Origin of the sequence: Terrabacter sp. MAHUQ-38 (assembly GCF_014518425.1) — a bacterium.
In the GTDB taxonomy this organism is placed as follows: domain Bacteria; phylum Actinomycetota; class Actinomycetes; order Actinomycetales; family Dermatophilaceae; genus Terrabacter.
On record NZ_JACVCU010000007.1, the window covers coordinates 33983 to 56863 of the forward strand.

24 protein-coding genes are annotated in these 22881 nt (G+C 70.9%); 11 read left to right on the forward strand and 13 right to left on the reverse strand.

Annotation, left to right across the window (positions count from 1 at the left end; all coding sequences use genetic code 11):
• Positions 1 to 10: 10 nt before the first annotated feature.
• Entirely contained in the window at positions 11 to 700 is a 690-nt protein-coding gene (locus H9I49_RS21470; RefSeq protein WP_188032449.1) for a helix-turn-helix domain-containing protein, read from the forward strand.
• 52 nt (positions 701 to 752) lie between these two features.
• On the opposite strand, the gene H9I49_RS21475 is transcribed toward H9I49_RS21470, so the two are convergent.
• Positions 753 to 1295, reverse strand: coding sequence for a hypothetical protein (locus tag H9I49_RS21475; protein WP_188032450.1), 543 nt, complete (start codon positions 1293 to 1295; stop codon positions 753 to 755).
• Positions 1296 to 1483: 188 nt separating this feature from the next.
• Between H9I49_RS21475 and H9I49_RS21480 the strand changes: the two genes are divergently transcribed.
• Entirely contained in the window at positions 1484 to 2005 is a 522-nt protein-coding gene (locus H9I49_RS21480; protein WP_188032451.1) for a YbhB/YbcL family Raf kinase inhibitor-like protein, read from the forward strand.
• Here the strand turns inward: H9I49_RS21480 and H9I49_RS21485 are convergent.
• Together H9I49_RS21485 and H9I49_RS21490 are read right to left on the reverse strand one after the other, a co-directional pair.
• Entirely contained in the window at positions 1928 to 2623 is a 696-nt protein-coding gene (locus tag H9I49_RS21485) for a DUF664 domain-containing protein (protein WP_188032452.1), read from the reverse strand. The two genes, H9I49_RS21480 and H9I49_RS21485, sit on opposite strands and share 78 nt — an antisense overlap.
• A 79-nt stretch (positions 2624 to 2702) precedes the next feature.
• The gene (locus H9I49_RS21490) at positions 2703 to 3491 is read right to left on the reverse strand and encodes a sigma-70 family RNA polymerase sigma factor (protein WP_188032453.1); all 789 of its coding nucleotides are present in this window, start codon (positions 3489 to 3491) and stop codon (positions 2703 to 2705) included.
• A gap of 153 nt (positions 3492 to 3644) precedes the next feature.
• Between H9I49_RS21490 and H9I49_RS21495 the strand changes: the two genes are divergently transcribed.
• The 4 genes from H9I49_RS21495 (at position 3645) to H9I49_RS21510 (ending at position 6507) form a co-directional block, all read left to right on the forward strand.
• Entirely contained in the window at positions 3645 to 4256 is a 612-nt protein-coding gene (locus H9I49_RS21495; RefSeq protein ID WP_188032454.1) for a hypothetical protein, read from the forward strand.
• A 270-nt stretch (positions 4257 to 4526) separates the two neighbouring features.
• A complete protein-coding gene (locus H9I49_RS21500) occupies positions 4527 to 4754 on the forward strand; it encodes a hypothetical protein (RefSeq protein WP_188032547.1) in 228 nt (75 codons plus the stop codon).
• Between the two features lie 120 nt (positions 4755 to 4874).
• Positions 4875 to 5495: a DUF47 family protein gene (locus tag H9I49_RS21505; RefSeq protein WP_188032455.1), complete on the forward strand. Its 621-nt coding sequence runs from the start codon at positions 4875 to 4877 to the stop codon at positions 5493 to 5495.
• 7 nt (positions 5496 to 5502) lie between these two features.
• On the forward strand, positions 5503 to 6507 hold the full coding sequence (locus tag H9I49_RS21510) for an inorganic phosphate transporter (RefSeq protein ID WP_188032456.1): 1005 nt from the start codon (positions 5503 to 5505) through the stop codon (positions 6505 to 6507).
• 200 nt (positions 6508 to 6707) lie between these two features.
• Here H9I49_RS21510 and pstB read toward each other — a convergent pair whose 3' ends face one another.
• From pstB to mshD, 8 genes are all read right to left on the reverse strand, one after another.
• The gene (gene pstB / locus H9I49_RS21515; RefSeq protein WP_188032457.1) at positions 6708 to 7484 is read right to left on the reverse strand and encodes a phosphate ABC transporter ATP-binding protein PstB; all 777 of its coding nucleotides are present in this window, start codon (positions 7482 to 7484) and stop codon (positions 6708 to 6710) included.
• 20 nt (positions 7485 to 7504) lie between these two features.
• Positions 7505 to 8467 carry a phosphate ABC transporter permease PstA gene (gene pstA / locus H9I49_RS21520; RefSeq protein WP_188032458.1) on the reverse strand — a complete coding sequence of 321 codons (963 nt, stop codon included), beginning with the start codon at positions 8465 to 8467 and terminating at the stop codon, positions 7505 to 7507.
• A complete protein-coding gene (pstC, locus tag H9I49_RS21525) occupies positions 8464 to 9471 on the reverse strand; it encodes a phosphate ABC transporter permease subunit PstC (RefSeq protein WP_188032459.1) in 1008 nt (335 codons plus the stop codon). Before pstC ends, pstA begins: the two co-directional genes overlap by 4 nt.
• Positions 9472 to 9590: 119 nt before the next feature.
• Entirely contained in the window at positions 9591 to 10712 is a 1122-nt protein-coding gene (gene pstS, locus H9I49_RS21530) for a phosphate ABC transporter substrate-binding protein PstS (protein WP_188032460.1), read from the reverse strand.
• A gap of 216 nt (positions 10713 to 10928) precedes the next feature.
• Positions 10929 to 11879 (reverse strand): NUDIX hydrolase, encoded by a 951-nt coding sequence (locus H9I49_RS21535; RefSeq protein ID WP_188032461.1) that lies wholly within the window; start codon positions 11877 to 11879, stop codon positions 10929 to 10931.
• Between the two features lie 116 nt (positions 11880 to 11995).
• The gene (locus H9I49_RS21540) at positions 11996 to 13381 is read right to left on the reverse strand and encodes a DUF1731 domain-containing protein (protein WP_188032462.1); all 1386 of its coding nucleotides are present in this window, start codon (positions 13379 to 13381) and stop codon (positions 11996 to 11998) included.
• A 65-nt stretch (positions 13382 to 13446) separates the two neighbouring features.
• Positions 13447 to 15771 (reverse strand): RNA degradosome polyphosphate kinase, encoded by a 2325-nt coding sequence (locus H9I49_RS21545; RefSeq protein WP_188032463.1) that lies wholly within the window; start codon positions 15769 to 15771, stop codon positions 13447 to 13449.
• Between the two features lie 44 nt (positions 15772 to 15815).
• A complete protein-coding gene (gene mshD, locus H9I49_RS21550; protein ID WP_188032464.1) occupies positions 15816 to 16766 on the reverse strand; it encodes a mycothiol synthase in 951 nt (316 codons plus the stop codon).
• 234 nt (positions 16767 to 17000) lie between these two features.
• Here mshD and H9I49_RS21555 point away from each other — a divergent pair, with 234 nt between their 5' ends.
• Positions 17001 to 18851: a bifunctional UDP-sugar hydrolase/5'-nucleotidase gene (locus H9I49_RS21555; protein WP_188032465.1), complete on the forward strand. Its 1851-nt coding sequence runs from the start codon at positions 17001 to 17003 to the stop codon at positions 18849 to 18851.
• Between the two features lie 65 nt (positions 18852 to 18916).
• Here H9I49_RS21555 and H9I49_RS21560 read toward each other — a convergent pair whose 3' ends face one another.
• Positions 18917 to 19645, reverse strand: a complete 729-nt coding sequence (locus H9I49_RS21560) for a response regulator transcription factor (protein ID WP_188032466.1) — start codon at positions 19643 to 19645, stop codon at positions 18917 to 18919.
• A gap of 66 nt (positions 19646 to 19711) precedes the next feature.
• Here H9I49_RS21560 and H9I49_RS21565 point away from each other — a divergent pair, with 66 nt between their 5' ends.
• Together H9I49_RS21565 and H9I49_RS21570 are read left to right on the forward strand one after the other, a co-directional pair.
• The gene (locus H9I49_RS21565) at positions 19712 to 19960 is read left to right on the forward strand and encodes a MoaD/ThiS family protein (RefSeq protein ID WP_188032467.1); all 249 of its coding nucleotides are present in this window, start codon (positions 19712 to 19714) and stop codon (positions 19958 to 19960) included.
• A 6-nt stretch (positions 19961 to 19966) separates the two neighbouring features.
• Positions 19967 to 20824: a hypothetical protein gene (locus tag H9I49_RS21570; protein WP_188032468.1), complete on the forward strand. Its 858-nt coding sequence runs from the start codon at positions 19967 to 19969 to the stop codon at positions 20822 to 20824.
• Positions 20825 to 20869: 45 nt separating this feature from the next.
• Here the strand turns inward: H9I49_RS21570 and H9I49_RS21575 are convergent, their stop codons facing one another.
• The gene (locus tag H9I49_RS21575; protein ID WP_188032469.1) at positions 20870 to 21241 is read right to left on the reverse strand and encodes a DsrE family protein; all 372 of its coding nucleotides are present in this window, start codon (positions 21239 to 21241) and stop codon (positions 20870 to 20872) included.
• 23 nt (positions 21242 to 21264) lie between these two features.
• Between H9I49_RS21575 and H9I49_RS21580 the strand changes: the two genes are divergently transcribed.
• On the forward strand, positions 21265 to 21762 hold the full coding sequence (locus tag H9I49_RS21580) for an FABP family protein (protein WP_188032470.1): 498 nt from the start codon (positions 21265 to 21267) through the stop codon (positions 21760 to 21762).
• A gap of 28 nt (positions 21763 to 21790) precedes the next feature.
• Positions 21791 to 22864, forward strand: a complete 1074-nt coding sequence (locus H9I49_RS21585) for a folate-binding protein YgfZ (protein ID WP_255524190.1) — start codon at positions 21791 to 21793, stop codon at positions 22862 to 22864.
• Positions 22865 to 22881: the final 17 nt, after the last annotated feature.

Sequence of the window (22881 nt, forward strand, 5' to 3'; positions counted from 1 at the left end):
ACTTGACTCAATGAATGCTGAGCGAACGTCTCCCCTGGAGCGGCGGGCTGACGTCCATGCCGCCCTCGCGGACGTGTCGCGGCTGCAGATCGTCGACCACCTCGCGGTGACCGACGCGTCAGCATCCGAGATCGGGGTCGAGCTCGGGCTCCCCTCGAACCTGCTCGCCCACCACCTCAAGGTGCTCGAGCGGGTCGGGCTCGTCACCCGCCGGCGATCCGAGGGCGACGCCCGACGGTGGTACTACTCGTTGGCCGTCGGCGACTGCGTTGCCGACCCGGCCGGCGGGCCCCGCCGCCCCACCCGCATCCCGCAGCGGCTCCTCTTCGTCTGCACGGCCAACACGGCCCGGTCGCATCTGGCCGCCGCACTCTGGCGACGCGCGAGTGGACTCGAGGCTGGTTCGGCCGGCACCCACCCGGGCGAGGCGATCAACCCCCGGGCCATCGCCACCGCGGCACGTCACGACCTCGACCTGCCGCAGGTCGCTCCCTGCCGGCTCGATGACGCGAGCCGGCCCGGCGACCTGCTCATCACCGTCTGCGACCGGGCCCACGAAGAGCTCCGTGGCCTGGCCTGGGCGCACTGGTCGATCCCCGACCCGGTGCCGGACGGCAGCGACGACGCGTTCGACCGCGCCGTCGAGGATCTCGCGAGCCGCGTGGAGAGCCTCGCGCCTCGCCTGACCGCGAGCGCCTGAGAAGCTCCACGCCATCGGCCAGGAGCCGCCCCCCGTGAGGACCTGACCGTGGTCAAGGATGGCGGCCGCGGACCCAGTCCTCGAGCGTGCCGTCGACGCGGCCCCGCATCGTCAGTGCCCACACGAGCACCGCTGCGGCGAACTCGCCCATCGGGGCGAGCGACGCCACGCTGTCGCGGGCAGCGGTGAAGCTGGGTTCGTCTGCGGGCCAACGGAACCGGAGCCGCGGTGATGCGAGCACGGCGGCCCGCGCGCTCTCGGGCAGGCTCTCGACCGTGGCCGGCCGGGCTGCCGCCGCGGCTCGGCGCTTCCTGACCGCGCGTAGGCGGAGCAGCCCGCCGACCACCACACCGACGGCCGCGGCGGCGAGCACGACGACGCTGCCGAACGCGTAGTCGGACCGCCGGATCGGCCACCGCCAGGCGACGGCGACCGCAGCCGCACCCAGGGTCAGGGCGAGCAGGAACGGCCACGCCAGGCGCCACCACGCGGCGTCCTGCTCCAGCCGCTCCTGTTCGTAGAGGCGGGCGGCCCACTCCCGCACGGCGAAGACCGGGAAGCCAACCGTTGAGACCGAGCCCGACTCCTGGTTCATGGACACCCCTGTCGCATTTGTCCGTTTCTCGTTTCAGGGTAACCGCGGCCGGCTCGATCCGTGCGGACGTCACGCTGATCTGCTCCGACGCGCCGGCGCACCGCCCCCGCACCGCACGCGCGCGCGCCACACGGCATACGGCGTCGGTGGGTATGGTGCAGACGTCGACGACTTCGCAGGAGGACCGCATGAGCCTCGACCGACCGGTCGCACCGAACCCGTACGAGCTGCTGCCCCAGGTGCCCTCGTTCACCGTCACCAGTGACGACGTCACGGACGGTGCGCCCCTCAAGGACGACCAGGTCGCCGACGCGGGCAACACGTCGCCGCAGCTGTCGTGGAGCGGCGCACCCGAGGGCACCCGGAGCTACGTCGTGACGTGCTTCGACCCCGACGCCCCGACACCGTCCGGGTTCTGGCACTGGGTGCTCGTCGACCTGCCGGCCGACGTGACTTCCCTCGAGGCCGGCGCTGCGTCAAAGGCTTTGCCCGGCAATGCTTTCCACGTGCGCAACGACGGCGGTGAGGCGGGTTTCATGGGTGCCGCTCCGCCCAAGGGAGACATGCCGCACCGCTACTTCTTCGTCGTGCACGCCGTGTCGGAACCGGCGCTCGGCGTCGAGGAGTCGGCCTCACCTGCCGTCGTCTCGTTCAACCTCGCCTTCAAGACGCTGGCGCGCGCCGTGACCCACGGGACCTACCAGCACTGAGCGCGCGTCGTGCGTCGCGGGCGAGCCGCGTATGGCGTCAGGCAGGCGGAAGCCCCCGGACGTCGCGGTCCAGCCCTCCGGAGGGTCCTCGCCGACGCGCCCGTCGACGGCCTCGCGCAGCAGGTCGATGTGCCCCGTGTGCCGCCCGTACTCCTCGACGAGGTCGAAGACGAGGCGGCGCAGGCTCGCGTGCGTGCCGTCGGGCATGGACACGTGGACGAGCTGGTCGAGCCCACCGTCGGCGAGCGCGGCCGTGAGGCGCTCGCGGGACCGGTCGACCGCGCCGTCGTAGAAGGCGTACAGCTGCTCGGGTGAGTCGTCGGCAGCCGACTGGAACTCCCAGTCGTTGCTGCCGTCCCAGTCGGTCGCGTCCCACGGCGCCCCCATCGGCTCGCCGCGCAGCTTGTGCGTGAAGGTGTAGTCCTCGCAGGCCGCGAGGTGTTTGAGCAGTCCACCGATGGTGAGCGTCGACGCACCGATGCGCTCCTGCAGCCCGGGGGAGTCGAGGCCGTCCGCCTTGTAGCGGAACGTCGTGCGGAGGCGTTCGAGCGCGCCGACGAGGTGCTCGACCTCGGTGCCGGCGAGCGGTGGTTCCCAGGGGGTCGCGTTGGTCGTCATGGACCGACCGTACGACCCGTTGCGGACGATCCGCGTCCGCAACGGGTCGTGCCGTCGTCGACCAGGTGTCGGGCCGGCCTCAGGCGCTGAGGAGCTCCGCGGACTCGAGCTGCTCGCGCAGCTCGGCCAGCACGCGGCGCAGGAGCCGGCTGACCTGCATGGGGCTCAGGCCCAGGAGCTCGCCGATCTCCGACTGTGTCAGGTCGTGCGTGAAACGCAGCTCGACGAGCTTCTGGTCACGGGCCGGCAGCCGGCGCAGGGCCGTGCGCACGACGATGCCCTCGTCGAGCCCCGGGTCGGACCGGCGGTCGGCGCGAGCGTCGACGAGGTCGAGCACCGGCCGGCCGCCATCGGCCGTCGTCGCGTCGAGAGACGTCGGTCGCAGGTTCGTCGAGGCCACCTGGGCCTCCTTGACCTCGTCCACCGTCAGCCCGAGGGCGTCGGCGAGGTCGCCCTGGTCCGGTTCGTGGCCGAGCCGCTGCTCGAGCCGCGCGCGGGCGTCGGTGACGAGCTGACGCCGCTCCTGCAGGCCGCGCGGAGGCCTCACGAGCCAGCCGTGGTCGCGGAAATGGCGGCGCAGCTCGCCGGTGATCGTGGGCGTCGCGTAGGCGCCGAACTCCGTCTCCTGGTCGAGGTCGAACCGGTGGATCGCCTTGAGCAGGGCCAGGAACGCCACCTGCTCGAGGTCCTCACGGTCGAGTCCCTTGCCCGTGTAGCGATGGGCGAGGGACCGGGCGAGCGGCAGGTGCAGCTGGGTCACGGTCTCGAGCGCGCGTGACCGCTCGGCCTCGCTCGGTGCGGTGCGGAAGGTGGCGATGAGCTCTCGGGTCCAGGCGTCCTTGCGGGGGGCACGGCGAGGGTCTGTCATGTCGTCTCCATCCAGAGTGGGTGGCGGCGCTTTCTTGACCGACAGGCAGAACGCTAGACAAAGACTGAACACTTCACAAGTCCCCGAGACGTCACGGCTGGGTCACGCGCGAGCCGCCGGTGTCGCGTCTGGCCCGAGGTCTAGCCTTCAGAGATGAGTGAGAGCGACCACCGCGCCCCCAGGCGGCCCGCCTTCTTCAGCGAGGCCGCGCTCGAGGCGCACGGCCCCGCCTACGACCCCACCGAGCAGATCCACGTCGCCCACGAGACGGCTCTCGCACTCGTGCACGCCGGCCGTGCCGCTGCCGACCCCGCCGTCACCCAGAAGCTCGTCGCGCTGGTTGACGACATCGGCCTCTCCACCCTCGCCGAGCTCTGGTCCCAGCGCCCCGCCCGGTCGCTGCCCGGCGCGCTGTGGCGCCTCTACGTGCTGCGTGAATGGGTGCAGCGGGCCCCTGACGAGGCGAGCCGTGAGTATGCCGCCGGCATCCGCTTCACGGGCCCCAACCACGCCGTCGCCGGAGCCGCCGAACCGCCCGGTCCTCAGGAGATGGGCCGGGTCATCGACGAGGTCCTCCAAGGCGTCTTCGAAGGTGACCTCGCGGTGGCCCTCGAGCGAGCGGCCGCGTTCTGCCGCGTGGTGTCCGCGGGTCGCGCCGACATCTCGTCGGGTGACGAGAGCGCCGAGCAGGCCGCCAACGTCCTCGTCATGGCCGAGGACCTCACGGTGTGCGCCCGGCTCTGGCGCGCCGGCACACTGGACTGAACGCGCCCAGGGCTTGCATTCTGACGTCTTTGGTGATCGCGGCGGACCGCCTTTATCCTTGGCTGCGCGTCGGGTCGTGGTAGCCCCGGGTCCCAAATTCAGCCGCTACGAGCGGCCCTGTGCCGAGAGGCGCTCCCGACCCGACGCAACCTCTCCCGCCACCCCCAGGGCGTCCTCGCGTCGGCGGCCGACCACGGGCCCAGCCCGTCTCGCCCCATCTCGTTGCGGACTTACGCACACGGGTCGCCCGCGGGCCCTTAGATTGATCCCATGACGCCCGAGGACGAGCGGACCGGAGACCTGCTCGACGTCGCACTCGCCGACGAGATCGAGCTGGTGAGCGACCTCGTCGTCGCTGCGTCGTCCAGCCCGCGCCACTTCACGCCCGACGAGGTGGACGAGCTGCTCGGGATCATCGATCGCGGAGCGGACGATCCGGCGCTCGCCGGCCCCGCCGCCGTGCCCGAGAGCCCCTCGGTGGCCGACCCCGCGGACTAGCGCAAGGTGCCCGCCGCGCGCGGGCGACGTGAACGCCGGATGGCGGCTCGGTTGCGCTGGAGCGACGACTACGCCGTAGCATCTTCCCCGGACCAGACCCCGATCGACCGGAGCAACCCCGTGGGTTTTCGCATCACACCCCAGGACACGAGCTTTTTCACCCTCTTCACGTCCTCTGCACAGCTGCTTGTCGATGCCACCCGTGAGCTGACCCGCTTCCTCGAGGTCGAGCCCTCGAAGCGCACGGCGGTGGCCGACCGGCTCAAGGAGCTCGAGCACGCGGCCGACGAGGCCACGCACGAGCTCATCAACAAGGTGAACAGCTCGTTCATCACGCCCTTCGACCGCGAGGACATCCACAACCTCGCGGCCTCGCTGGACGACTGCATGGACCTCATCGAGGAGACCGCCGACCTCATCGTGCTCTACCGCGTCGGTGAGATCCCGGACGGGCTGGCCGAGCAGTTCGAGATCCTGGCGCGCATGGCCGAGGTGACCGCCGAGGCCATGCCGCGGCTGCGCTCGCTCAAGGACCTCAAGAGCTACTGGATCGAGATCAACCGCCTCGAGAACCAGGCCGACTCGCTCCACCGCAAGATGGTGGCCAGCCTCTTCAACAACTCGCCGGACCCGGTCGAGCTGATCAAGGTCAAGGCCATCGTCGACGGCTTCGAGAACGCTGCAGACGCGTTCGAGAAGGTCGCACACGTGGTCGAGGGCATCGCGGTCAAGGAGTCCTGACCCCCTGATGGACACGAGCATCTCGGTCCTGGGAGTCGGTGCTGTCATCGCACTGGCCATGGGCTTCAACTACACCAACGGCTTCCATGACGCGGCCAACGCGATCGCGACCTCGGTGTCGACGCGAGCGCTCACGCCCCGGGTGGCCCTCGGCATGGCCGCCATCGCCAACCTCTTCGGGGCCTTCTTCGGCGCGAAGGTCGCCAAGACGATCGGCTCGGGCATCATCGAGCAGCCGATGGGCGTCAACGGGTTGTGGCTCGTCGCGGCAGCCCTCGTCGGCGCCATCGGCTGGAACCTGCTCACCTGGTGGTTCGGCCTGCCGTCTTCGTCCTCGCACGCCCTCATCGGCGGTCTCGGCGGCGCGGCACTCGTCGCCGGCGTCGCCGTCCAGTGGACCGTCATCTGGGAGAAGGTCGTCATCCCGATGATCGCCTCGCCGATCATCGGCCTCGGGCTCGGCTACCTGGTCATGTCGGCGATCCTGTGGATCTTCCGCAACGCCAACCCCGGGCGAGTCTCCCGCGGCTTCCGCACCGCCCAGACCGCCTCGGCCGCGGCGATGGCCTTCGGCCACGGTCTCCAGGACGCCGCCAAGACCGCCGGCGTCGTCGTGCTGGCCCTCAACATCTCGGGCCACCACGACAGCGACAGCATCCCGATCTGGGTGCTCGTGCTGTCGGCCATCGTCATCTCCCTCGGCACGTATGCCGGTGGGTGGCGCATCATGCGCACGCTGGGCCGCCGCATCATCCACATGACGCCCCCGCAGGGCTTCGCGGCCGAGACGACCGCCGCGGCGATCCTCTACGTCGCCGGTCTCGCGTTCGGTGCGCCGATCTCGACGACGCACACCATCACCTCGTCCATCATGGGCGTCGGCGCGACGAAGCGGTTCTCCGCCGTCCGCTGGGGCGTCGCGAGCAACATCGTCGGCGCGTGGGTCCTCACCTTCCCGGGCGCCGGCCTGGTGGCCGTCATGGCCTGGTACGCCACCGCCATCTTCCGCTGACGGGACCGCACAAGTCGGCGGTGTTGCCGTACCGAAGTGACCACTCGACCTCTTCACCCGTCGAGTGGTCACTTTCGTACGCGAGGTGGGGCGTACCGAAGTGACCACTCGACCTCTTCACCCGTCGAGTGGTCACTTTCACGCGAGGTGGGGCGTACGGAACTGACCACTCGACTCGGAGGGGATGTGTTGGCGCCGGATCAGCCGAAGCGGCCGGAGATGTAGTCCTCCGTGGCCTGCTGGGTCGGGTTGTTGAAGATCCGGGTCGTGTCGTCGATCTCGATGAGGCGGCCCGGTTCGCCCGTCGCCTTGAGGTTGAAGAACGCGGTGCGGTCGGAGACGCGGGCCGCCTGCTGCATGTTGTGCGTGACGATGACGATCGTGTACTCGCTCTTGAGCTCGTTGACGAGGTCCTCGATGGCGAGCGTCGAGATCGGGTCGAGCGCCGAGCACGGCTCGTCCATGAGCAGCACCTGCGGCTGCACGGCGATGGCCCGGGCGATGCAGAGGCGCTGCTGCTGACCGCCGGAGAGGCCGGCCCCGGGCTTGCCCAGGCGGTCCTTGACCTCGGTCCAGAGGTTGGCGCCCTTGAGCGAGGTCTCGACGATGCCGTCGAGGGTCTTCTTGTTCTTGACGCCGTTGAGGCGCAGGCCCGCGGCGACGTTGTCGTAGATCGACATCGTCGGGAACGGGTTGGGTCGCTGGAAGACCATCCCGACGGTGCGGCGGACCGTGACGGGGTCCATGCCGGTGGCGTAGAGGTCCTGGTCGTCGAGCATGACCTTGCCTTCGACGCGACCGCCGGGGATCACCTCATGCATGCGGTTGAGGGTGCGCAGGAAGGTCGACTTGCCGCATCCGGAGGGGCCGATGAAGGCCGTGACGGACCGGGGCTCGACCGTCATCGAGACGCCCTCGACGGCCTTGAAGGAGCCGTAGTAGACGTTGAGGTCGGTGATGTCGATTCGCTTTGCCATCGCTATGGGTTCGCTTTCTCTTACTTCTTGACCGAGCCGTAGTGCGCGATGACCCGGCCGATGAGGTTGAGCAGCAGGACGAGGATGATGAGGGTGAGCGCCGCGCCCCACATGCGCTCGGCGGCGGTCTCCAGCGCGAAGTCGCCCCGGTCCTGGTTGATCATCATCGGGAGCGTGGGGAAGTTGCCGCTGAAGAGGTCGCGCTGGAAGTTCTTGGTGTACGGCGCGAGGATCAGCAGCGGCGCCGTCTCACCCATGACGCGGGCGATGCCGAGCAGCACACCCGTGACGATGCCGGAGAACGCGGTTCGCAGGACGACCTTGACGACGGTGACCCACTTGGGCACGCCGAGCGCGTACGACGCCTCGCGCAGCTCGTTGGGCACGAGCTTGAGCATCTCCTCGGTGGAGCGCACGACCACGGGGATCATGAGCAGCACGAGGGCGAGCGACGCGGCGAAGCCCGAGCGGCCGATACCGAGCGTCGTGACCCACACGGCATAGATGAAGAGTGCCGCGACGATCGAGGGGACACCGGAGAGGATGTCGACGGTGAAGCTGATCGCCTTGGCGAGGCGACCGCGACCGTACTCGACGAGGTAGACGGCGGTGAGGATGCCGATCGGCACGGCGATGAGCGCCGTGAGACCGACCATCTCGAGCGTGCCCTCGATGGCGTGCCGGGCGCCGCCGCCGAAGTCGTCGGAGTTGATGTTGCGCTGGTTGCCCGTCCACCACGTGGCCGTCGTCAGCATGTGGGCGCCCTTGCCGATGACGGTCCACAGGATCCACACGAGCGGGACCATTGCGAGGGCGAAGGCTCCCCACATGACGATCCGGGCCACGACGTCCTTGACCGCGCGAGCCCGGTGCGGGCTGCGCATCTCGGCGAGCGCGTCTCGGCCGGGACGTCCGCCCGGCGGCGTCACGGCGTCGTCCGGCACGATCGCGTCGTCCGGGCGCCGGTCGGTGGCGATGCTCATTCGGTGAAGGCCTTCCTGCGCTCGATGACGACGCGGGCGATGCTGTTGACGACGAAGGTCAGCAGGAAGAGGACGAGGCCGGCGGCGATGTACGCGCCCGTCTTGCTCGGGTTGCTGAACTCGGCCGCGTTGTTCGCGATCTTGGAGGCGAACGTCTCGCCCCCGTTGAAGAGCGACCACGTCCAGGCGGTGCCGTCGGACAGTGCGGACACGAGGAACGTGACCGCGATGGTCTCGCCGAGCGCCCGGCCGAGGGCCAGCATCGCGGCCGAGATGACGCCGGGCCGGCCGAAGGGGAGGACCGCGGTGCGGATCATCTCCCACTGGGTGGCGCCCAGCGCGAGCGCGCCCTCCTTGTGGGTGACCGGGGTCTGGTCGAACACCTCGCGCGAGAGCGCGGTGACGATCGGCAGGACCATGATCGACAAGACGATGCCGATGAAGAAGATCGTGCCGCCCGAGATGCCCGTGGAGGAGAAGAGCGGGAACCAGCCCAGCGCGCCCTCCATCCAGGCCTGAACCGGCTTGAAGAACGGGCCGAACGTGACCAGGCCCCACAGGCCGTAGACGATCGAGGGCACCGCGGCGAGCAGGTCGACCAGGCCGGCCGCCGGCTTGCGCATCCACGTGGGTGCGTACTGCGTGAGGAAGAGCGCCACGGCGACGCCGACGGGCACGGCGATGAACATCGCGATCGTCGAGGCCGAGATGGTCGTCCAGAGGAACTCGAGGATGCCGAACGCCGGCTGCTCGCCCCCGGGCGCCCAGACACGGCTCGTGAAGAAGTTCGCGTCATTGTCCATCAGGGCCGGCACGGCCTGCACGATGAGGAAGACCGCGATGAGGCTGACGATGGCGATGACGATGACGCCGGAGAGGGTGGCGGCCCCGCCGAAGAGACGGTCGCCGAGGCGTCCGGTGGAGGCGCGGTCGCCCTCGAGGGGCCGCTTGCCGTCGGGGCCGGGGAGCTCGTCCGCGGCGGACGCACCGGTCAGTGTCGACACGTGGTGGCCTCTTCCTTCAGTTGGTTGAGGGGGACTGGCGCAGGGGCGGACGCCGAGTGCGGCGCCCGCCCCTGCGACGTGGGCTGGTCCGGATCGCGCCGGACCAGCCGGACGGCTGGTCAGGAGATCGCGTCGACCGCGGCCTTGACCTTCGTGGCCACCTCGGCCGGCAGCGGCGCGTAGCCCTGCTCGGCGAGGCTCTTCTGCACGTCGTCGGACGCGAAGGTCTTGAGGAAGCTCTTGACCTTCTTGCCGGTCTCGGCGTCGGCGTACTTCGAGCAGACGATCTCGTAGGTCACGAGGACGATCGGGTAGGCACCCGCCTCCTTCGTGGCGTAGTCGATCTTGAGCGCGAGGTTGTTGCCGGTGCCGGTCTGCTTGGCGGTGGCGATCGTCTTGCCGGCCGACTCGGCGGTCAGCTCGACGGGACCGGCCCCGGTGTCGATGGCGGCCGTGTTCAGCTGGTTCTGCTGGGCGTAGGAGAGCTCGACGTAGGTGATGCCGCCGTCCTGGCCCTTCGTCGCGGTGGCGACGCCGGCCGACTTCTCCTTGCCCTCGCCCTTGCCGGTCCACTTCTTGCCGGTCTCGTAGGACCAGGCGTCGGGGGCCGCGCCCTTGAGGTACTTCGTGAAGTTCTCGGTCGTGCCGGACTCGTCGGAGCGGAAGTAGACCTTGATCGGCGTCGAGGGCAGCGTGACGCCCGAGTTGAGCGCGGCGATGGCCGGGTCGTTCCAGGCCGTGATCTTGCCGTCGAAGATCTTCGCGGCGACCTCGGCGTTGAGCGTGAGCTTGTCGACGCCCTTCACGTTGTACGCGATGGCGATGGGGCCGGTGACCATGGGCAGGTTCCACGCCTCGGAGCCGCAGGCGGCCTTCGCGTCGTCGGCCTCGATCCTGCCGTCCTTCGGCTCGGTCTTGAGCGCCGAGTCGGAGCCGGCGAAGTCGACCTGCTTGGCGATGAACTGCTTGATGCCGGCGCCCGAGCCCGTGGGCTGGTAGTCGATGTTGGCGTCGCTGCAGGCTTCCTGGTACGCGGAGATGGCCTCGTCGATGGCGTTCTTCTGGGCCGAGGAGCCCTCGGCCTTGAGGTCGCCGGTGAAGCAGTCGCCCGCGGCGGTCGAGCCGGCGGCGGTCGAGCCGGCGCCAGGGGTGCCACCGTTGTTCTCGGACGCACACGCCGAGAGCGCAAGAGCGCCGGACAGGGCGATGGCGCCGAGAGCGCTGATACGCGAAACAGACACGAGTGTGTTCCCTCTCGATGGGATGTTCTGGGTGGTCGTTCGGGACGTTGCCGAGCGACTCTGCTGGACGGTTGATCCATCGCGAAGATAGGCGCGCAGGATGACCAGCCGCCCACGTGCGGTTAACGCAGGGTGAACGGCGGTCGACGGGTTGGCGTCCGGGTCCGGCTCAGGATGCGGGGCCGCGCGAACAGGCCGACCATGAAGGTTTAGCAGTCAGGTGTGGATGCGCTCGACGTCGACGACGCGGGCGTCCTCGCCCTTGCCGACGACGTGGCAGACGAGCACTTCGCCCTTGTGCAAGGAGCCGTCCGCGGCGGTCCGCAGCAGATCGGCGACGACGGGGCCGCGTTCGGGGGAGTGGAGGACCCGGGCGTGCAGTATCTCGATGATGGCCGGCAGGACGGGCCCGTGGCTGCACAGGGCTGACGGGTCGCCCTTCTCGAGGAGCCGCGTGACCTGGGCGAGTGCCCCCGCGGGGCTCTCGGCGAAGTGCTCCTCCGAGAGCGCGTCCCGCGTGCGCAGGCGCAGCCCGCGCGCCACGGCATACGGCTCGACGCTGGCGACGCATCGCTGCGACGAGGACGACACCACGCGCGTCACGCCGTAGGCCCCCAGCACGCCGGCCACGGCGCGAGCCTGCTCGCGGCCGACGGCGTCGAGGGGGCGTTGCCGGTCGTCGCCGTCCCACTTTCCGCGCGGCGTCGCCTTGGCGTGCCGCACGAGCGCGAGTGGCCAGGTGCGAAGCTCATCGGCGCGGTCGGCGCGGACGAGCGCGAGGAGCTGCTCGCGATCGCGCGCGTAGTCGAGGCGGTCGTGTGCCGTGCGCACGTCGACCCAGGCCACCTCGTCGATCTCGTGCTCGAGCACGCCGCTGCCCCCGACGACCTTGGCGGCCCAGTAGTGCACCTGCTTCGTGGCGGGTCCACCGGTCGCGTCGAGCACGGGGTACTCGGCCGGCGGCAGCGGCAGACCGAGTCGGACGACGAGACCGGTCTCCTCGAGCGTCTCGCGGACGGCGGCCACACTGGGGTCCTCGCCGGGGTCGAGCTTGCCCTTGGCCCACGACCAGTCGTCGTACTTCGGCCGGTGGACGATGGCGACCTGCAGCTGTCCGTCACGACGGCGCCACGGCAGCGTGCCGGCGGCTGGGATCACTGAGGCCACGCGCGTCAGTCTGCCCGACACGGACGCCGAACGGGCCCCATGCGCGCGGTGTGCCCGTATGCCGGTCAGTGCAGCAGTCCAGTGCAACTGTCGGTGCAACCGGTCAGTGCAAGCAGTCAGTGCAGGAGGTCGTCGAGCGCTCCGTCGAGCGTGGGGTGGGCGAAGGTGAAGCCGGCGTCGCGCAGCACGTCCGACGTGCAGTGCCGGCCGGTGAGGCCGAGAGCGGGGTCGGTGCGCAGCGGGATGCTGCCGAGGCGCACGAGCAGCTCCGGCGTCGGCGGTGACGTCGGGCGGCGGAGGTGGCGACGCAGGCTCGCCATGAGCTCGGCGTTGCGCACGGGCTCGGGCGCCGCGCCGACGACCACCCCGGCGGGCACCGTGACCTGCCGGTCGAGCCCGAGCGCGGCCCTGACGAGCGTCAACCAGTCCTCGATGTGGATCCAGCTGAACCACTGGCGACCCGACGCCACGCGGCCACCGAGCCCGGCGCGCGTGAGACCGGCCAGCCGATCGAAGGCGGGCGAGCCCGACTGCATGACGATCGAGGTCCGCAGCACGACGAGGTGGTCCGTCGCGGCGCCGTGCGCGGCGGCCTCCCACGGCGCAGCCACGCCGGTCATCTGCGGCAGGGCCGCCGGCCCGGTCGGCAGCGGGGTCGCCTCGGTGACCCTGGCCTCACCGGCGTCGGACCAGATCGCGGTCGTCGAGCCCTGTACCCAGCGGGCCAGCGGCCGCTCGAGCGCTCTGCTCGCCTCGACGAGGGCCTGCGTGGGGCGGACCCGCGATTCGCGGAGGTCGGCGACGTTGGCCGGGGTCGGGCGCGTGTCGACGAGCCGCCCCGCGAGGTTGACGACGGCGGTCCGCTCCGGGTCTGCCAGCTCGCTGGTCCACGGCCCCTGGCGCACGCCGTCCCACTGGACCTGCCGGTACGGCAGGGCCGCGTCGGCGCGGCGGGTGAGGACGACGACCTCGTGGCCACGCGCCATCAGGTCACTTGCGAGAGCCCGTCCGAGCGTGCCAGAGCCGCCGGCGACGACGACCTTGAGCAGCCCGGTCGAGGTCGGGACGACGAGCGTCGCCAGGCGAGCGACCTGCTCGGGCCAGCCGTCCGCGAGGGCACGCGCGACGCCCAGGACGACGGGAGCGGTCAGCGGCCCGGTGACGCGCACCCGCTGGCTCAGCAGCGTGCCGCCGCGGTCGACTGGCGTGAGGGACCACTCGACACGCATCACCCCACCCGGGTTGGGCTGCTCGAGCACGAGGGTCCGCGGCGCCGCGACGGTGACGAGACGCAGCGGCGGTGCCGTGCGACGGTGCAGCTCACGCGCCCAGCCCGCCGCGGGCAGGAAGCTGCCCGAGCCGCCGCTGCGGGGCTCTCCGTCGAGCTTGACCGAGTGGGTGGTCGCGCACCACTCCGGCCAGCGGCGCGGGTCGCCGACGACCGACCACACCGCCTCCGGGTCGGCGGTGAGCTGCTGGGTGCTCGTGCGCTGCCACCTCATGGCCTCACCGTAGGCGGCACGACCTGCACCACCCCCGGGGGAGGGCGCCGGCGTCCGGGGTGCCGTCAGCGGCGGCGGGCCTTGCGGCGCCGCTTGTCGTGGCGCTCGATGAGCTTCTCCTGGAGGTCGTCGAGGGGCTCGCCCGACTCGGCGAGGTGGTGGCGCACCCAGCGGCCGTCGGAGCCGAGGTCCCAACGCGATGTCGTCTCGGCGAAGGCGAGGTCGATGAGGTCGGCGAGCTCCGCGATGTGCCCCGGGTCGGCGATGCGCACGAGGGCTTCGACGCGGCGGTCGAGGTTGCGGTGCATCATGTCGGCGCTGCCGATGTAGACCTGTGGGTCGCCGCCGTGCTCGAACCAGAAGACCCGCGAGTGTTCGAGGAAGCGGCCGAGGATCGAGCGCACGCGAACGTTCTCGGACAGCTCCTCGACGCCCGGACGCAGCGCGCAGATGCCCCGCACCCAGATGTCGACGTGGACCCCGGCCATGCTCGCCCTGTAGAGGGCGTCGATGAGCGCCTCGTCGACGATCGAGTTGGCCTTGAGCACGATGCGGCCGGGCTCGGCGCCCTTGGCGCGCGAAGCGTGGATGGCGATCTCCTCATCGATGAGGTCGACGAGCCCCGAGCGCACCGACCGGGGAGCGACGAGCAGGCGCTTGAACTTGCTTCGCGGCGCGAAGCCCGACAGCAGGTTGAACAGGCGCGAGAGGTCCTCGCCGACCTGCGGGTCGGTCGTGAAGAGGCCGAAGTCCTCGTAGACGCGGGCCGTCTTGGGGTTGTAGTTGCCCGTGCCGATGTGGCAGTAGCGCACGAGGCCGTCGGACTCCTGGCGCACGACGAGGCACAGCTTGGCGTGCGTCTTGAGGCCGACGACCCCGTAGACGACGTGAACGCCTGCCTCCTCCAGCTTGCGGGCCCACGAGATGTTGTTGACCTCGTCGAAACGGGCCTTGATCTCGACGACCGCGAGCACCTGCTTGCCGGCCTCGGCGGCGTCGATGAGGGCGTCGATGATGGGCGAGTCACCTGACGTGCGGTAGAGCGTCTGCTTGATCGCGAGGACCTTCGGGTCGTTCGCGGCCTGCTCGATGAACGCCTGCACCGACGTCGAGAAGGAGTTGTAGGGGTGCTGGACGAGGACGTCCTTGTGGCGCACCGCCGTGAGCAGGTCGATGGCCTTCGCGCTCTCGGTCGGCGCGAAGTCGGGGTGGGTGCGGGGGAAGAACTTCGGGAACTCGAGGTCGGAACGGTCGACGTCGGCGATGGTGAACAGGCCGCGCAGGTCGAGCGGAGTCGGGAGGCGGTAGATCTCGCGCTCGCTGATCTGCAGCTCGCGAGCGAGCATGTCGAGCACCTTGGGGTCGATCTCCTCCTCGACCTCGAGACGGATCGGCGGACCGAAGCGGCGCCGGGTCAGCTCCTTCTCGAGCGCGGTGAGGAGGTTCTCGGCGTCGTCCTCCTCTACCTCGAGGTCCTCGTTGCGGGTGACCCTGAAGGAGAAGTGCTCCTGCACGATCATGCCGGGGAAGAGCTGGTCGAGGTGGCTGGCGATGACGTCCTCGAGCGGCACGAAGCGCTTGCGGTCGACCTCGGAGTCGAGGTCCTCCTCGACGAGGATGAAACGGGGCAGGCTCGGCGGCACCTTGACGCGGGCGAAGTGCTCGCTGCCGGTCTTGGGGTTCTGCAGCAGCACCGCCAGGTTGAGCGACAGGCCCGAGATGTAGGGGAACGGGTGCGCGGGGTCGACGGCGAGGGGCGTCAGCACCGGGAAGACGCGGTCGGCGAAGAAGTAGTGCAGTGGCTCCCTGTCGTCGTCGTCGAGGTCGTCCCAGCGCACGATGGTGATGCCCTCGTCGTCGAGCGCCGGGCGCACGTCCTGCTGGAAGACGCCGGCGTGCTGGTGCATGAGCTCGTGCGCGAGCCGGGCGATCCGCTCGATGAGCTCGCGAGGCTCGATGCCGGCAGCGGTGCGCACCGCGAGGCCGGTCGCGATGCGTCGCTTGAGGCCGGCGACACGCACCATGAAGTACTCGTCGAGGTTGTCGGCGAAGATCGCGAGGAACCGGGTGCGCTCGAGGAGCGGCACGGCCGGGTCCATCGCGAGCTGGAGCACCCGCTCGTTGAACTGCAGCCAGGACAGCTCGCGCTCGAGGTACCGGTCGGCCGGCAGGTCGCCCACGTGGTCGGGTGCGACGCCCGGGCCGACGAACCGGCCGTTGGGAGCCCGGGCCGTGACGCGACGGGTCGGGACGGTGCTCGTGAACGAGCTGACCTCGGCGGCCTCCGAGCCCGCCTCGGCCGTCGCGTCGTCGGCGAGCTCGTCGGGCGCGTCAGCGGGCGACGTGCCGTGCTCGTCGAGGTCGGGCGTGGTGAGGCTGCCGGTGCTCATGCGTTCATCGTGGCACCGAAAGGCAACGGGAGGGTGAACTCGTCTCAGCGCTCACCGGGCTCGGCCCCCGTACGGTCCGCGGGTGGCCGGGCGTACTGGCGGTGCACCTCGAGGTCCTCGAAGCCGAGCGCCGCATAGGTGCGTACCGCCGCGACGTTGTCCTCGTCGACGTAGAGCACCACCCGGTCGAGGCCGAGCCCGCGAAGGTGGTCGAGGCCGAGCACGGTGACGGCCCGCCCGAGACCCTGGCCCTGCCGGTCCGGCGAGACCGCCACGACGTAGACCTCGCCGACCTCGCCTCCGGGCGGGTCGACCTTCGTCCAGTGCGACGCCGCGAGCACGTCGGGGTGGTCGGCCTCGACGACGAGGATGAGCCCGGCCGGGTCCCACCAGGGCTCGGCCATCCGCTGCTCGAGGTCGGCGCGGCGCAGCGACCCCTGCTCCGGGTGGTGCGCGAACGCCGCCGCGTTGAGCGCCAGCCACGCGTCCTCGTCACGCCCCGGCACGAAGGAGCGCACGGCATACCTGGGGTCGAGCGACGGAGCCGGCCACGCGGGTCCGCGGCGCAGCGAGCGGCCCATGACATGGAGCGAGCGCACGGGCACGAGGCCGTTCGCCACGGCGAACGCCGATGCCACCGACGCCGCGTCGCCGGTCGCGTGGCTCCACACGCGTATGCCGTCCGGCAGGCCCCGGAGCAAGGCCGTGCCGACGCCCGTCCGCCGGGCTGCCGGCGCCACGACGAGCTCGCCGGACGGCAGGCCGTCACCGGACCGGCCCTGTGCGTAGCCGACGACGACACCGTCGGGGGAGTGGGCGAGCAGGTGCACGACGCCGACGTGCTCGCGAGACCGCACGGCCAGGAGGAACTGCTCGGACAAGGGCTGCGAGCCGTCGGCCGCCGCGGCGTCGCCGGCCAGCGCCAGCACAGCCTCTGACTCGTCGGGGCTGAGCGGAGTGATCGCGTCGCGCAGGGCGACCGTCGGGCGCGGCATACGGCGATTCCACCACAGTCCCTCGCAACCCCCCGGAGGCGGCTGTTTGGGGTTAAGGTCCGCGTCAGGGGGCAACGGGGAGCCCGCTGACACCTGAAGAAGTCGAGGCGAACGGCACGCCGGACTGCACTCACGAGACCTGCACGTGCCCGAGCCCCGTTTCGCCCGCACCGGGGGATCACCCTCCGCCGGTGTGCCCACGGCACGATCACCATCGATGAACAAGGGGAAGACATGTCCCGTTCCACCCGCCGCATCGCCGGCGTCGCCATCGCAGGTGCCTGCGTCGCGGCGCTCGCGGCACCCGCTCTGGCGGCACCGACCGCCGCGCCGGACGCGAGCAAGGCGCCAGGCAAGTCGCAGATCGACATCCAGATCCTGTCGTTCAACGACTTCCACGGAAACCTCGAGACGCCGAGCGGATCGAGTGCCCGTGTCGTCACGGGCCACTTCGTCGATGTCAATGACACCGACAGGGACGGCAACGTGACCGAGATCCTCGAGTCCGGGCCGAACGCCGGTGGCGTGGAGTACCTCGCGACGCACCTCGCGCAGGCCCGCGCCGGGCACGAGAACACCGTCACCGTCGCCGCGGGCGACCTCGTGGGCGCCACGCCGCTGCTCTCCGCGGCCTTCCACGACGAGCCGTCGATCGAGGCGATGAATGAGCTGGGCCTCGATGTCGCGGCGGTGGGCAACCACGAGTTCGACGAGGGCTTCCGCGAGCTGCAGCGCCTCGACGCGGGCGGGTGCATCGACGACGGTGACGGCGCCGCGAACCAGAACTCGTGTCCCGACGGCTCCTTCGCCGGCGCATCCTTCCCCTACCTCGCCGCCAACGTCGTCGAGATCGCCACGGGCAAGACGATCCTGCCGCCGTACGCGATCAAGACGTTCAACGGCGCGAAGGTCGCCTTCATCGGCATGACCCTGGAGGGCACGCCGAGCATCGTCACGGCCGCGGGTGTCGCAGGGCTCACGTTCAAGGACGAGGCCGACACCGCGAACGCCCTCGTCCCGGTCCTGAAGGAGCAGGGCGTCAACGCGATCGTGGTCCTGCTCCACGAGGGTGGCAACCTCAGCCGTATGCCGTGGACCGACCCGGCCACCGGTGTCACCTCGCAGGTCAGCGCCGACTACGACTACGTCTGCGGTCGCGGCGGCACGCTCTCGGGCGCGCTCCTCGACATCAACAGCCGGCTCGACCCGGCCATCGACATGATCGTCTCCGGTCACACGCACCAGCCCTACGTGTGTGCGCTGCCCGACAAGGCCGACAACCCGCGCCTCGTCACGTCCGCCTCGTCGTTCGGTCGCCTCTACACCGAGACCAACGTCAAGTACGACCGTCGCACGTCCGACATCATCCGCCCGACGATGGCCGACTCGGTCAACCGGATCGTCTCGCGGGACGTGGCGAAGGACGCCGGCGAGTCCGCGCTCATCGCCAAGTACAAGACGCTCGTGGCATCGATCGCCAACAAGGTCATCGGCCAGGTGTCCGGCTCCTCGGTCAGCCGCACGGCCAACGACGCAGGCGAGTCCCCGCTCGGGGACCTCATCGCCGACGCCCAGCTCGCCGACCCGTCGACGATCCCGCCGGGTGGCGTAGCTCCGGTCGTGTCGTTCATGAACCCGGGCGGCATCCGGGCAGACCTGTTGGAGAACGCTGCGGGCGACGTGACCTACGAGGCCGCGTTCACGGTGCAGCCGTTCAACAACTACCTCGTCTCACTGAACCTGACGGGGCAGCAGATCGTGAACGTGCTGAACCAGCAGTTCGTCAACTCCTCGGGTGCGCCGACCCGTCCCTACGTCCTCGCGACGAGTGCGGGACTGACCTACACCCATGACCGGGCGACGGTCAGCAACGTCCAGATCAACGGTGCTCCGATCGACCTGGCCGCGACGTACAGGGTGGTGACCAACAACTTCCTCGCGGACGGTGGAGACGGGTTCCCGGCGTTCCGGGACGGGACCGGCAAGTACTTCGGTGGGCTCGACATCGACGCGTTCGCCAACTACCTCGAGGCGCACTCGCCGTACGTTCCCGGCCCGCTCGACCGGGTCACGTTCGTCCCGTGAGACTCGGAGGACACTGACAGCAGAGAGCGGCGGCCCGGTCCCCACAAGGGGGCCGGGCCGTCCGCTCAGTCGACCGGGTAGGTCGTCGCCGGCTGGGGGCTGCTGGCGGGGGCGTCCGCCCCGGCGCGGTCGGGTACAAGGCGGTAGCCGACGTTTCGGACCGTGCCGATCAGCGCCTCGTGGTCGGGCCCGAGCTTCGCCCGCAGGCGACGCACGTGGACGTCGACGGTGCGCGTGCCGCCGTAGTAGTCGTAGCCCCAGACCTCCTGCAGCAGCTGGGCACGCGTGAAGACACGGCCGGGGTGCTGCGCGAGGTACTTGATGAGCTCGAACTCCTTGTAGGTCAGGTCGAGCGGGTGCCCACGGAACCTCGCCGAGTAGCTGGCCTCGTCGATGACGAGCTCACCCGAGGTGATCGGCATGTCGAGGTCGGCCTCGTCGTCCTGCCCCTTCGTCATGGCCAGGCGCAGCCGTGCGTCGACCTCGGCCGGGCCCGCGGAGTCGAGGAGTACGTCGTCGAGCCCCCACTCGGCCGTGAGGCCGGCGAGGCCGCCCTCGGTGAGGACGGCCAGCAGGGGGGTGCCGATCCCGGTCGTGCGCAGGACCCGGCAGAGCGAGCGGGCACTGGCCAGCTCCCGCCGCGCATCGATGATGACGACGTCGCAGTCGGGCGAGTCGACGAGCGCGGTGGCCTCGGCGGGCAGGATGCGCACCGTGTGGCTCAGCAGCCCGAGGGCAGGCAGCACCTCGGCGCTCGGAGCGAGCGCGTTGGTCAGCAGCAGCAGTCGGGCCATCTCCTGCAGGATAGGCGAGACTGGTCACGCAGGGACCAGACCCGATGAACCTTGAGACGGAGCGAGATGCGCGCGACGACGACCGTGACGGTGCGCTACTGGGCCGCGGCGCGTGCGGCTGCGGGCACCGACGGCGAAGTCCTCCCCGGCGGCACGGTCGGTGCGGTCGTCGACGCTGCCGTGGCAGCGCATCCCGAGCTCGCCCGCGTGGCACGGGTCGCGAGCTTCCTGCTCGACGGCCGCAAGGTCACGCGCGAGGCTCCCGTCAGCGACGGCGCGACGGTCGAGGTCCTGCCGCCGTTCGCCGGCGGGTGATGCACAATGGCCCCCGTGCCTGAGGACAGTGCGGCCCTCCGCGAGCCCGGCCCCGACGACGACGGGGCCTCGCGTGACGTCCCGGGCGGCGTCCTCGGCGGGTCGCTCCGGCTGCCCCTCACGCCGGTCGGCGCGGACCGCGTCCGCTGGGCGAGCGTCGCGGCCACGCTCGTCGCCGCGGTCGCGCTCCTGGTCGCCCAGGGCACCGGGTATGCCGCCACGTTGGCCGTGACGCTGGTGCTGGCCCTCGCGGTCGCCTGGGGATGGCCCGTCCTCACCGGGTCGTTCACGCCGTCGGCGACGACCGGGGTGCTCGCCGTCGCCGCCGTCGCGATGGTGCTGAGCGCGCTCCGAGAGGACCTCTTGTGGGTGCCGGCCGCCGCCGCGTTCGGCGTCGTGCTCGCCTTCTTCGGTCAGCTCGTGCGCCGTACCGGCCGCGAGGGGCTCGTGCTGACGCTCCTGTCGGCGTTCGGCGGGCTCGTCATCATCGCGTCGGGCACCACGGCCGTCGTCGCCGCCAACAGCGACCGTGGCCAGGCGGTGGCAGTCGTGGCGATGGCCGCCGTCGGCGCCGCCGTCGTCACCGACCTGCTGGCCGGGGTGCGGGCCGCCGCGCCGCTGCTCGGAGCCGTCGCGCTCGTGGTTGCCGTGCTCGCCGCCGTCGTCGCGACCACTCGCGTCGCCGAGGTCGGTGCGCTCGAGGCTGTCGGCATCGGGGCCGCCGTCGGCACCGTCTCGTGGTCGTTCCGCAGGGTCCTCGCGCTCCAGCCCGCGATGCTGACGCTGCGCGGCCAGATCGGGGCAGGCGCGGGCTCTGTGCTCGCGGTCGGCGCCGTCGTGCACGTCTTCTCCGTCCTCACCTGACCCGCGCTCTGCACCGTCTGAGGCCAGACGTCGGGGCCTGACGGATCAGTAGACGAGGGCCTGGGCGCCCGGCGTCAGGACCTCCTCGACGAAGACGGCCGCGCCCTTGATGACGGCGCCCTCGACCAGCTGCTCCTCGCTGAGCTCGCGCCGGGCCGCGCACTGCGTGCAGACGGTGAGCCGGCCACCCGCGAGCACCGCGTCGCGCAGCTCGACGAGCGGGGCGGCATACGGCAGCTCGAACTGCTCGGCACGACCGGGGACGGCCATCCAGGTCGACTCGCCGGTCAGCCAGAGCGACACGTCGACCCCGCTCGCGACGGCCGTGGCGGCGACCGTGAACGCCTGCGAGAGACGCTCTGGCGCCTCGGTTCCGGCGGTGACCTTGACGACGAGTGAGCGCGCGGGGGAGTCCATGGGATCAGGCTACGATCGGGCGCATGTTCAACCTCGACCAGGACATCCCGGAGCCGCTGCGCCCCCTCGCGTGGCTCATCGGACGCTGGGAAGGCGCCGGGGTCGTCGGCTACCCGACGATCGAGTCGGCGCACTTCGGCCAGGAGGTCGAGGTGACGCACGACGGGCGCGGCTTCCTCAAGTGGGAGAGCAAGGCGTGGATCCTCGACTCCGAGAACGGCGCCAAGGTGCGACCGGCCGCCGTCGAGTCCGGCTTCTGGCGCCCGCTCGAGAACGGCGAGGTCGAGCTGCTCCTCGCACACCCGACCGGCATCCTCGAGCTCTACTACGGCCAGATCGAGCCGGCCAAGATCCAGCTGCGCACCGACGGCGTACTGCGCTCGCCCGGGGCAAAGGAGTACAACGCGGCGACGCGGATGTACGGCCTCGTCGAGTCACAGCTGATGTGGGTCATGGACATGGCTGCCGTCGGCAAGGAGCTCCAGAGCCACGTGTCCGCCACCCTCAAGCGCGTGGAATGAGGCGTACGCCGTGAGCGTTCCACCCCACATGAGCGACGTGGAGCTGCCCACCCGGCCGACCCCCCCGACGGCCCCGACGGCCCCGACGGCATCGAGGAGTCCACTGCTGTCACGGCCCGGAGGCGTGGCCGGCGAGGGTCTCGAGGCGAGCGTCGCCCTGCACTACGGCGACCCGATGCGCGAGCAGCGCCTCCTCGAGGAGGGCCTCGCCGTCGTCGACCTGTCGCACCGCGACGTCGTCACCGTGACCGGCCCCGACCGGCTCAGCTGGCTCCACTCGCTGACCACGCAGCACCTGCTCGGACTCGAGCCGCGCCAGTCACGCGAGGCGCTGATCCTCTCCCCCAAGGGCCACGTCGAGCACTCCCTGCACGTCGTCGACGACGGCGAGACGACGTGGATCACGACCGAGCCCGGCGCCGGCCAGGCGCTCGTCGACTGGCTCGACCGCATGCGTTTCATGCTGCGGGTCGAGGTCGCGCTCGTCACCGACGCCTGGGCCGTGCTCGGTGAGCCGCACGCGAGTGAGTCGGCCGCCGGAGAGCCGCTCGCGTGGCGCGACCCGTGGCCCGACCTCGTCGGCGACACGACGGCATACGGCCCGGTCGACCAGCACCCCGGCACCGAGCGGGCTTGGCGCGAGGTCATCGTGCCGCGCGCGGATCTCGTTGCGGCAGTAGCGGATCGGCCCCTCGCCGGTCTCTGGGCCGCCGAGGCGTTGCGTATCGCGGCCTGGCGTCCCCGGCTCGGTCTCGAGACCGACCACCGCACCATCGTCCACGAGGTCGACTGGCTGCGCACCGCCGTGCACCTGCACAAGGGCTGCTACCGCGGGCAGGAGACCGTGGCGCGCGTGCACAACCTCGGGCGGCCGCCTCGGCGTCTCGTGTTCCTCCACCTCGACGGCTCGGGACACGTCCTGCCGGCGCGGGGGAGCGAGGTCCGCGCGGGTGACCGCGTCGTCGGCCACGTCACGTCGGTGGGCCGTCACCACGTCGACGGGCCGATCGCGCTGGCCCTCATCAAGCGCAACACCGACCCCGCGCTCGAGCTGCTCGTCGAGGACCTGTCGGCGGCGCAGACGACCATCGTCGCCCCCTGACCGAGGGCGTCCCGGGC

Bases quoted from the DNA above. Each gene is read 5' to 3' on its own strand.
- H9I49_RS21510 (WP_188032456.1), top strand. From the start codon at position 5,503: ATGGACACGAGCATCTCGGTCCTGGGAGTCGGTGCTGTCATCGCACTG.
- H9I49_RS21470 (WP_188032449.1), top strand. From the start codon at position 11: ATGAATGCTGAGCGAACGTCTCCCCTGGAGCGGCGGGCTGACGTCCAT.
- H9I49_RS21555 (WP_188032465.1), top strand. From the start codon at position 17,001: ATGTCCCGTTCCACCCGCCGCATCGCCGGCGTCGCCATCGCAGGTGCC.
- pstB (WP_188032457.1), bottom strand. From the start codon at position 7,484: ATGGCAAAGCGAATCGACATCACCGACCTCAACGTCTACTACGGCTCC.
- H9I49_RS21475 (WP_188032450.1), bottom strand. From the start codon at position 1,295: ATGAACCAGGAGTCGGGCTCGGTCTCAACGGTTGGCTTCCCGGTCTTC.
- H9I49_RS21495 (WP_188032454.1), top strand. From the start codon at position 3,645: ATGAGTGAGAGCGACCACCGCGCCCCCAGGCGGCCCGCCTTCTTCAGC.
- pstA (WP_188032458.1), bottom strand. From the start codon at position 8,467: ATGAGCATCGCCACCGACCGGCGCCCGGACGACGCGATCGTGCCGGAC.
- H9I49_RS21480 (WP_188032451.1), top strand. From the start codon at position 1,484: ATGAGCCTCGACCGACCGGTCGCACCGAACCCGTACGAGCTGCTGCCC.
- H9I49_RS21560 (WP_188032466.1), bottom strand. From the start codon at position 19,645: ATGGCCCGACTGCTGCTGCTGACCAACGCGCTCGCTCCGAGCGCCGAG.
- H9I49_RS21580 (WP_188032470.1), top strand. From the start codon at position 21,265: ATGTTCAACCTCGACCAGGACATCCCGGAGCCGCTGCGCCCCCTCGCG.
- H9I49_RS21545 (WP_188032463.1), bottom strand. From the start codon at position 15,771: ATGAGCACCGGCAGCCTCACCACGCCCGACCTCGACGAGCACGGCACG.
- mshD (WP_188032464.1), bottom strand. From the start codon at position 16,766: ATGCCGCGCCCGACGGTCGCCCTGCGCGACGCGATCACTCCGCTCAGC.
- H9I49_RS21565 (WP_188032467.1), top strand. From the start codon at position 19,712: ATGCGCGCGACGACGACCGTGACGGTGCGCTACTGGGCCGCGGCGCGT.
- H9I49_RS21485 (WP_188032452.1), bottom strand. From the start codon at position 2,623: ATGACGACCAACGCGACCCCCTGGGAACCACCGCTCGCCGGCACCGAG.
- H9I49_RS21490 (WP_188032453.1), bottom strand. From the start codon at position 3,491: ATGACAGACCCTCGCCGTGCCCCCCGCAAGGACGCCTGGACCCGAGAG.
- H9I49_RS21585 (WP_255524190.1), top strand. From the start codon at position 21,791: ATGAGCGACGTGGAGCTGCCCACCCGGCCGACCCCCCCGACGGCCCCG.
- H9I49_RS21570 (WP_188032468.1), top strand. From the start codon at position 19,967: ATGGCCCCCGTGCCTGAGGACAGTGCGGCCCTCCGCGAGCCCGGCCCC.
- H9I49_RS21575 (WP_188032469.1), bottom strand. From the start codon at position 21,241: ATGGACTCCCCCGCGCGCTCACTCGTCGTCAAGGTCACCGCCGGAACC.
- H9I49_RS21540 (WP_188032462.1), bottom strand. From the start codon at position 13,381: ATGAGGTGGCAGCGCACGAGCACCCAGCAGCTCACCGCCGACCCGGAG.
- H9I49_RS21500 (WP_188032547.1), top strand. From the start codon at position 4,527: ATGACGCCCGAGGACGAGCGGACCGGAGACCTGCTCGACGTCGCACTC.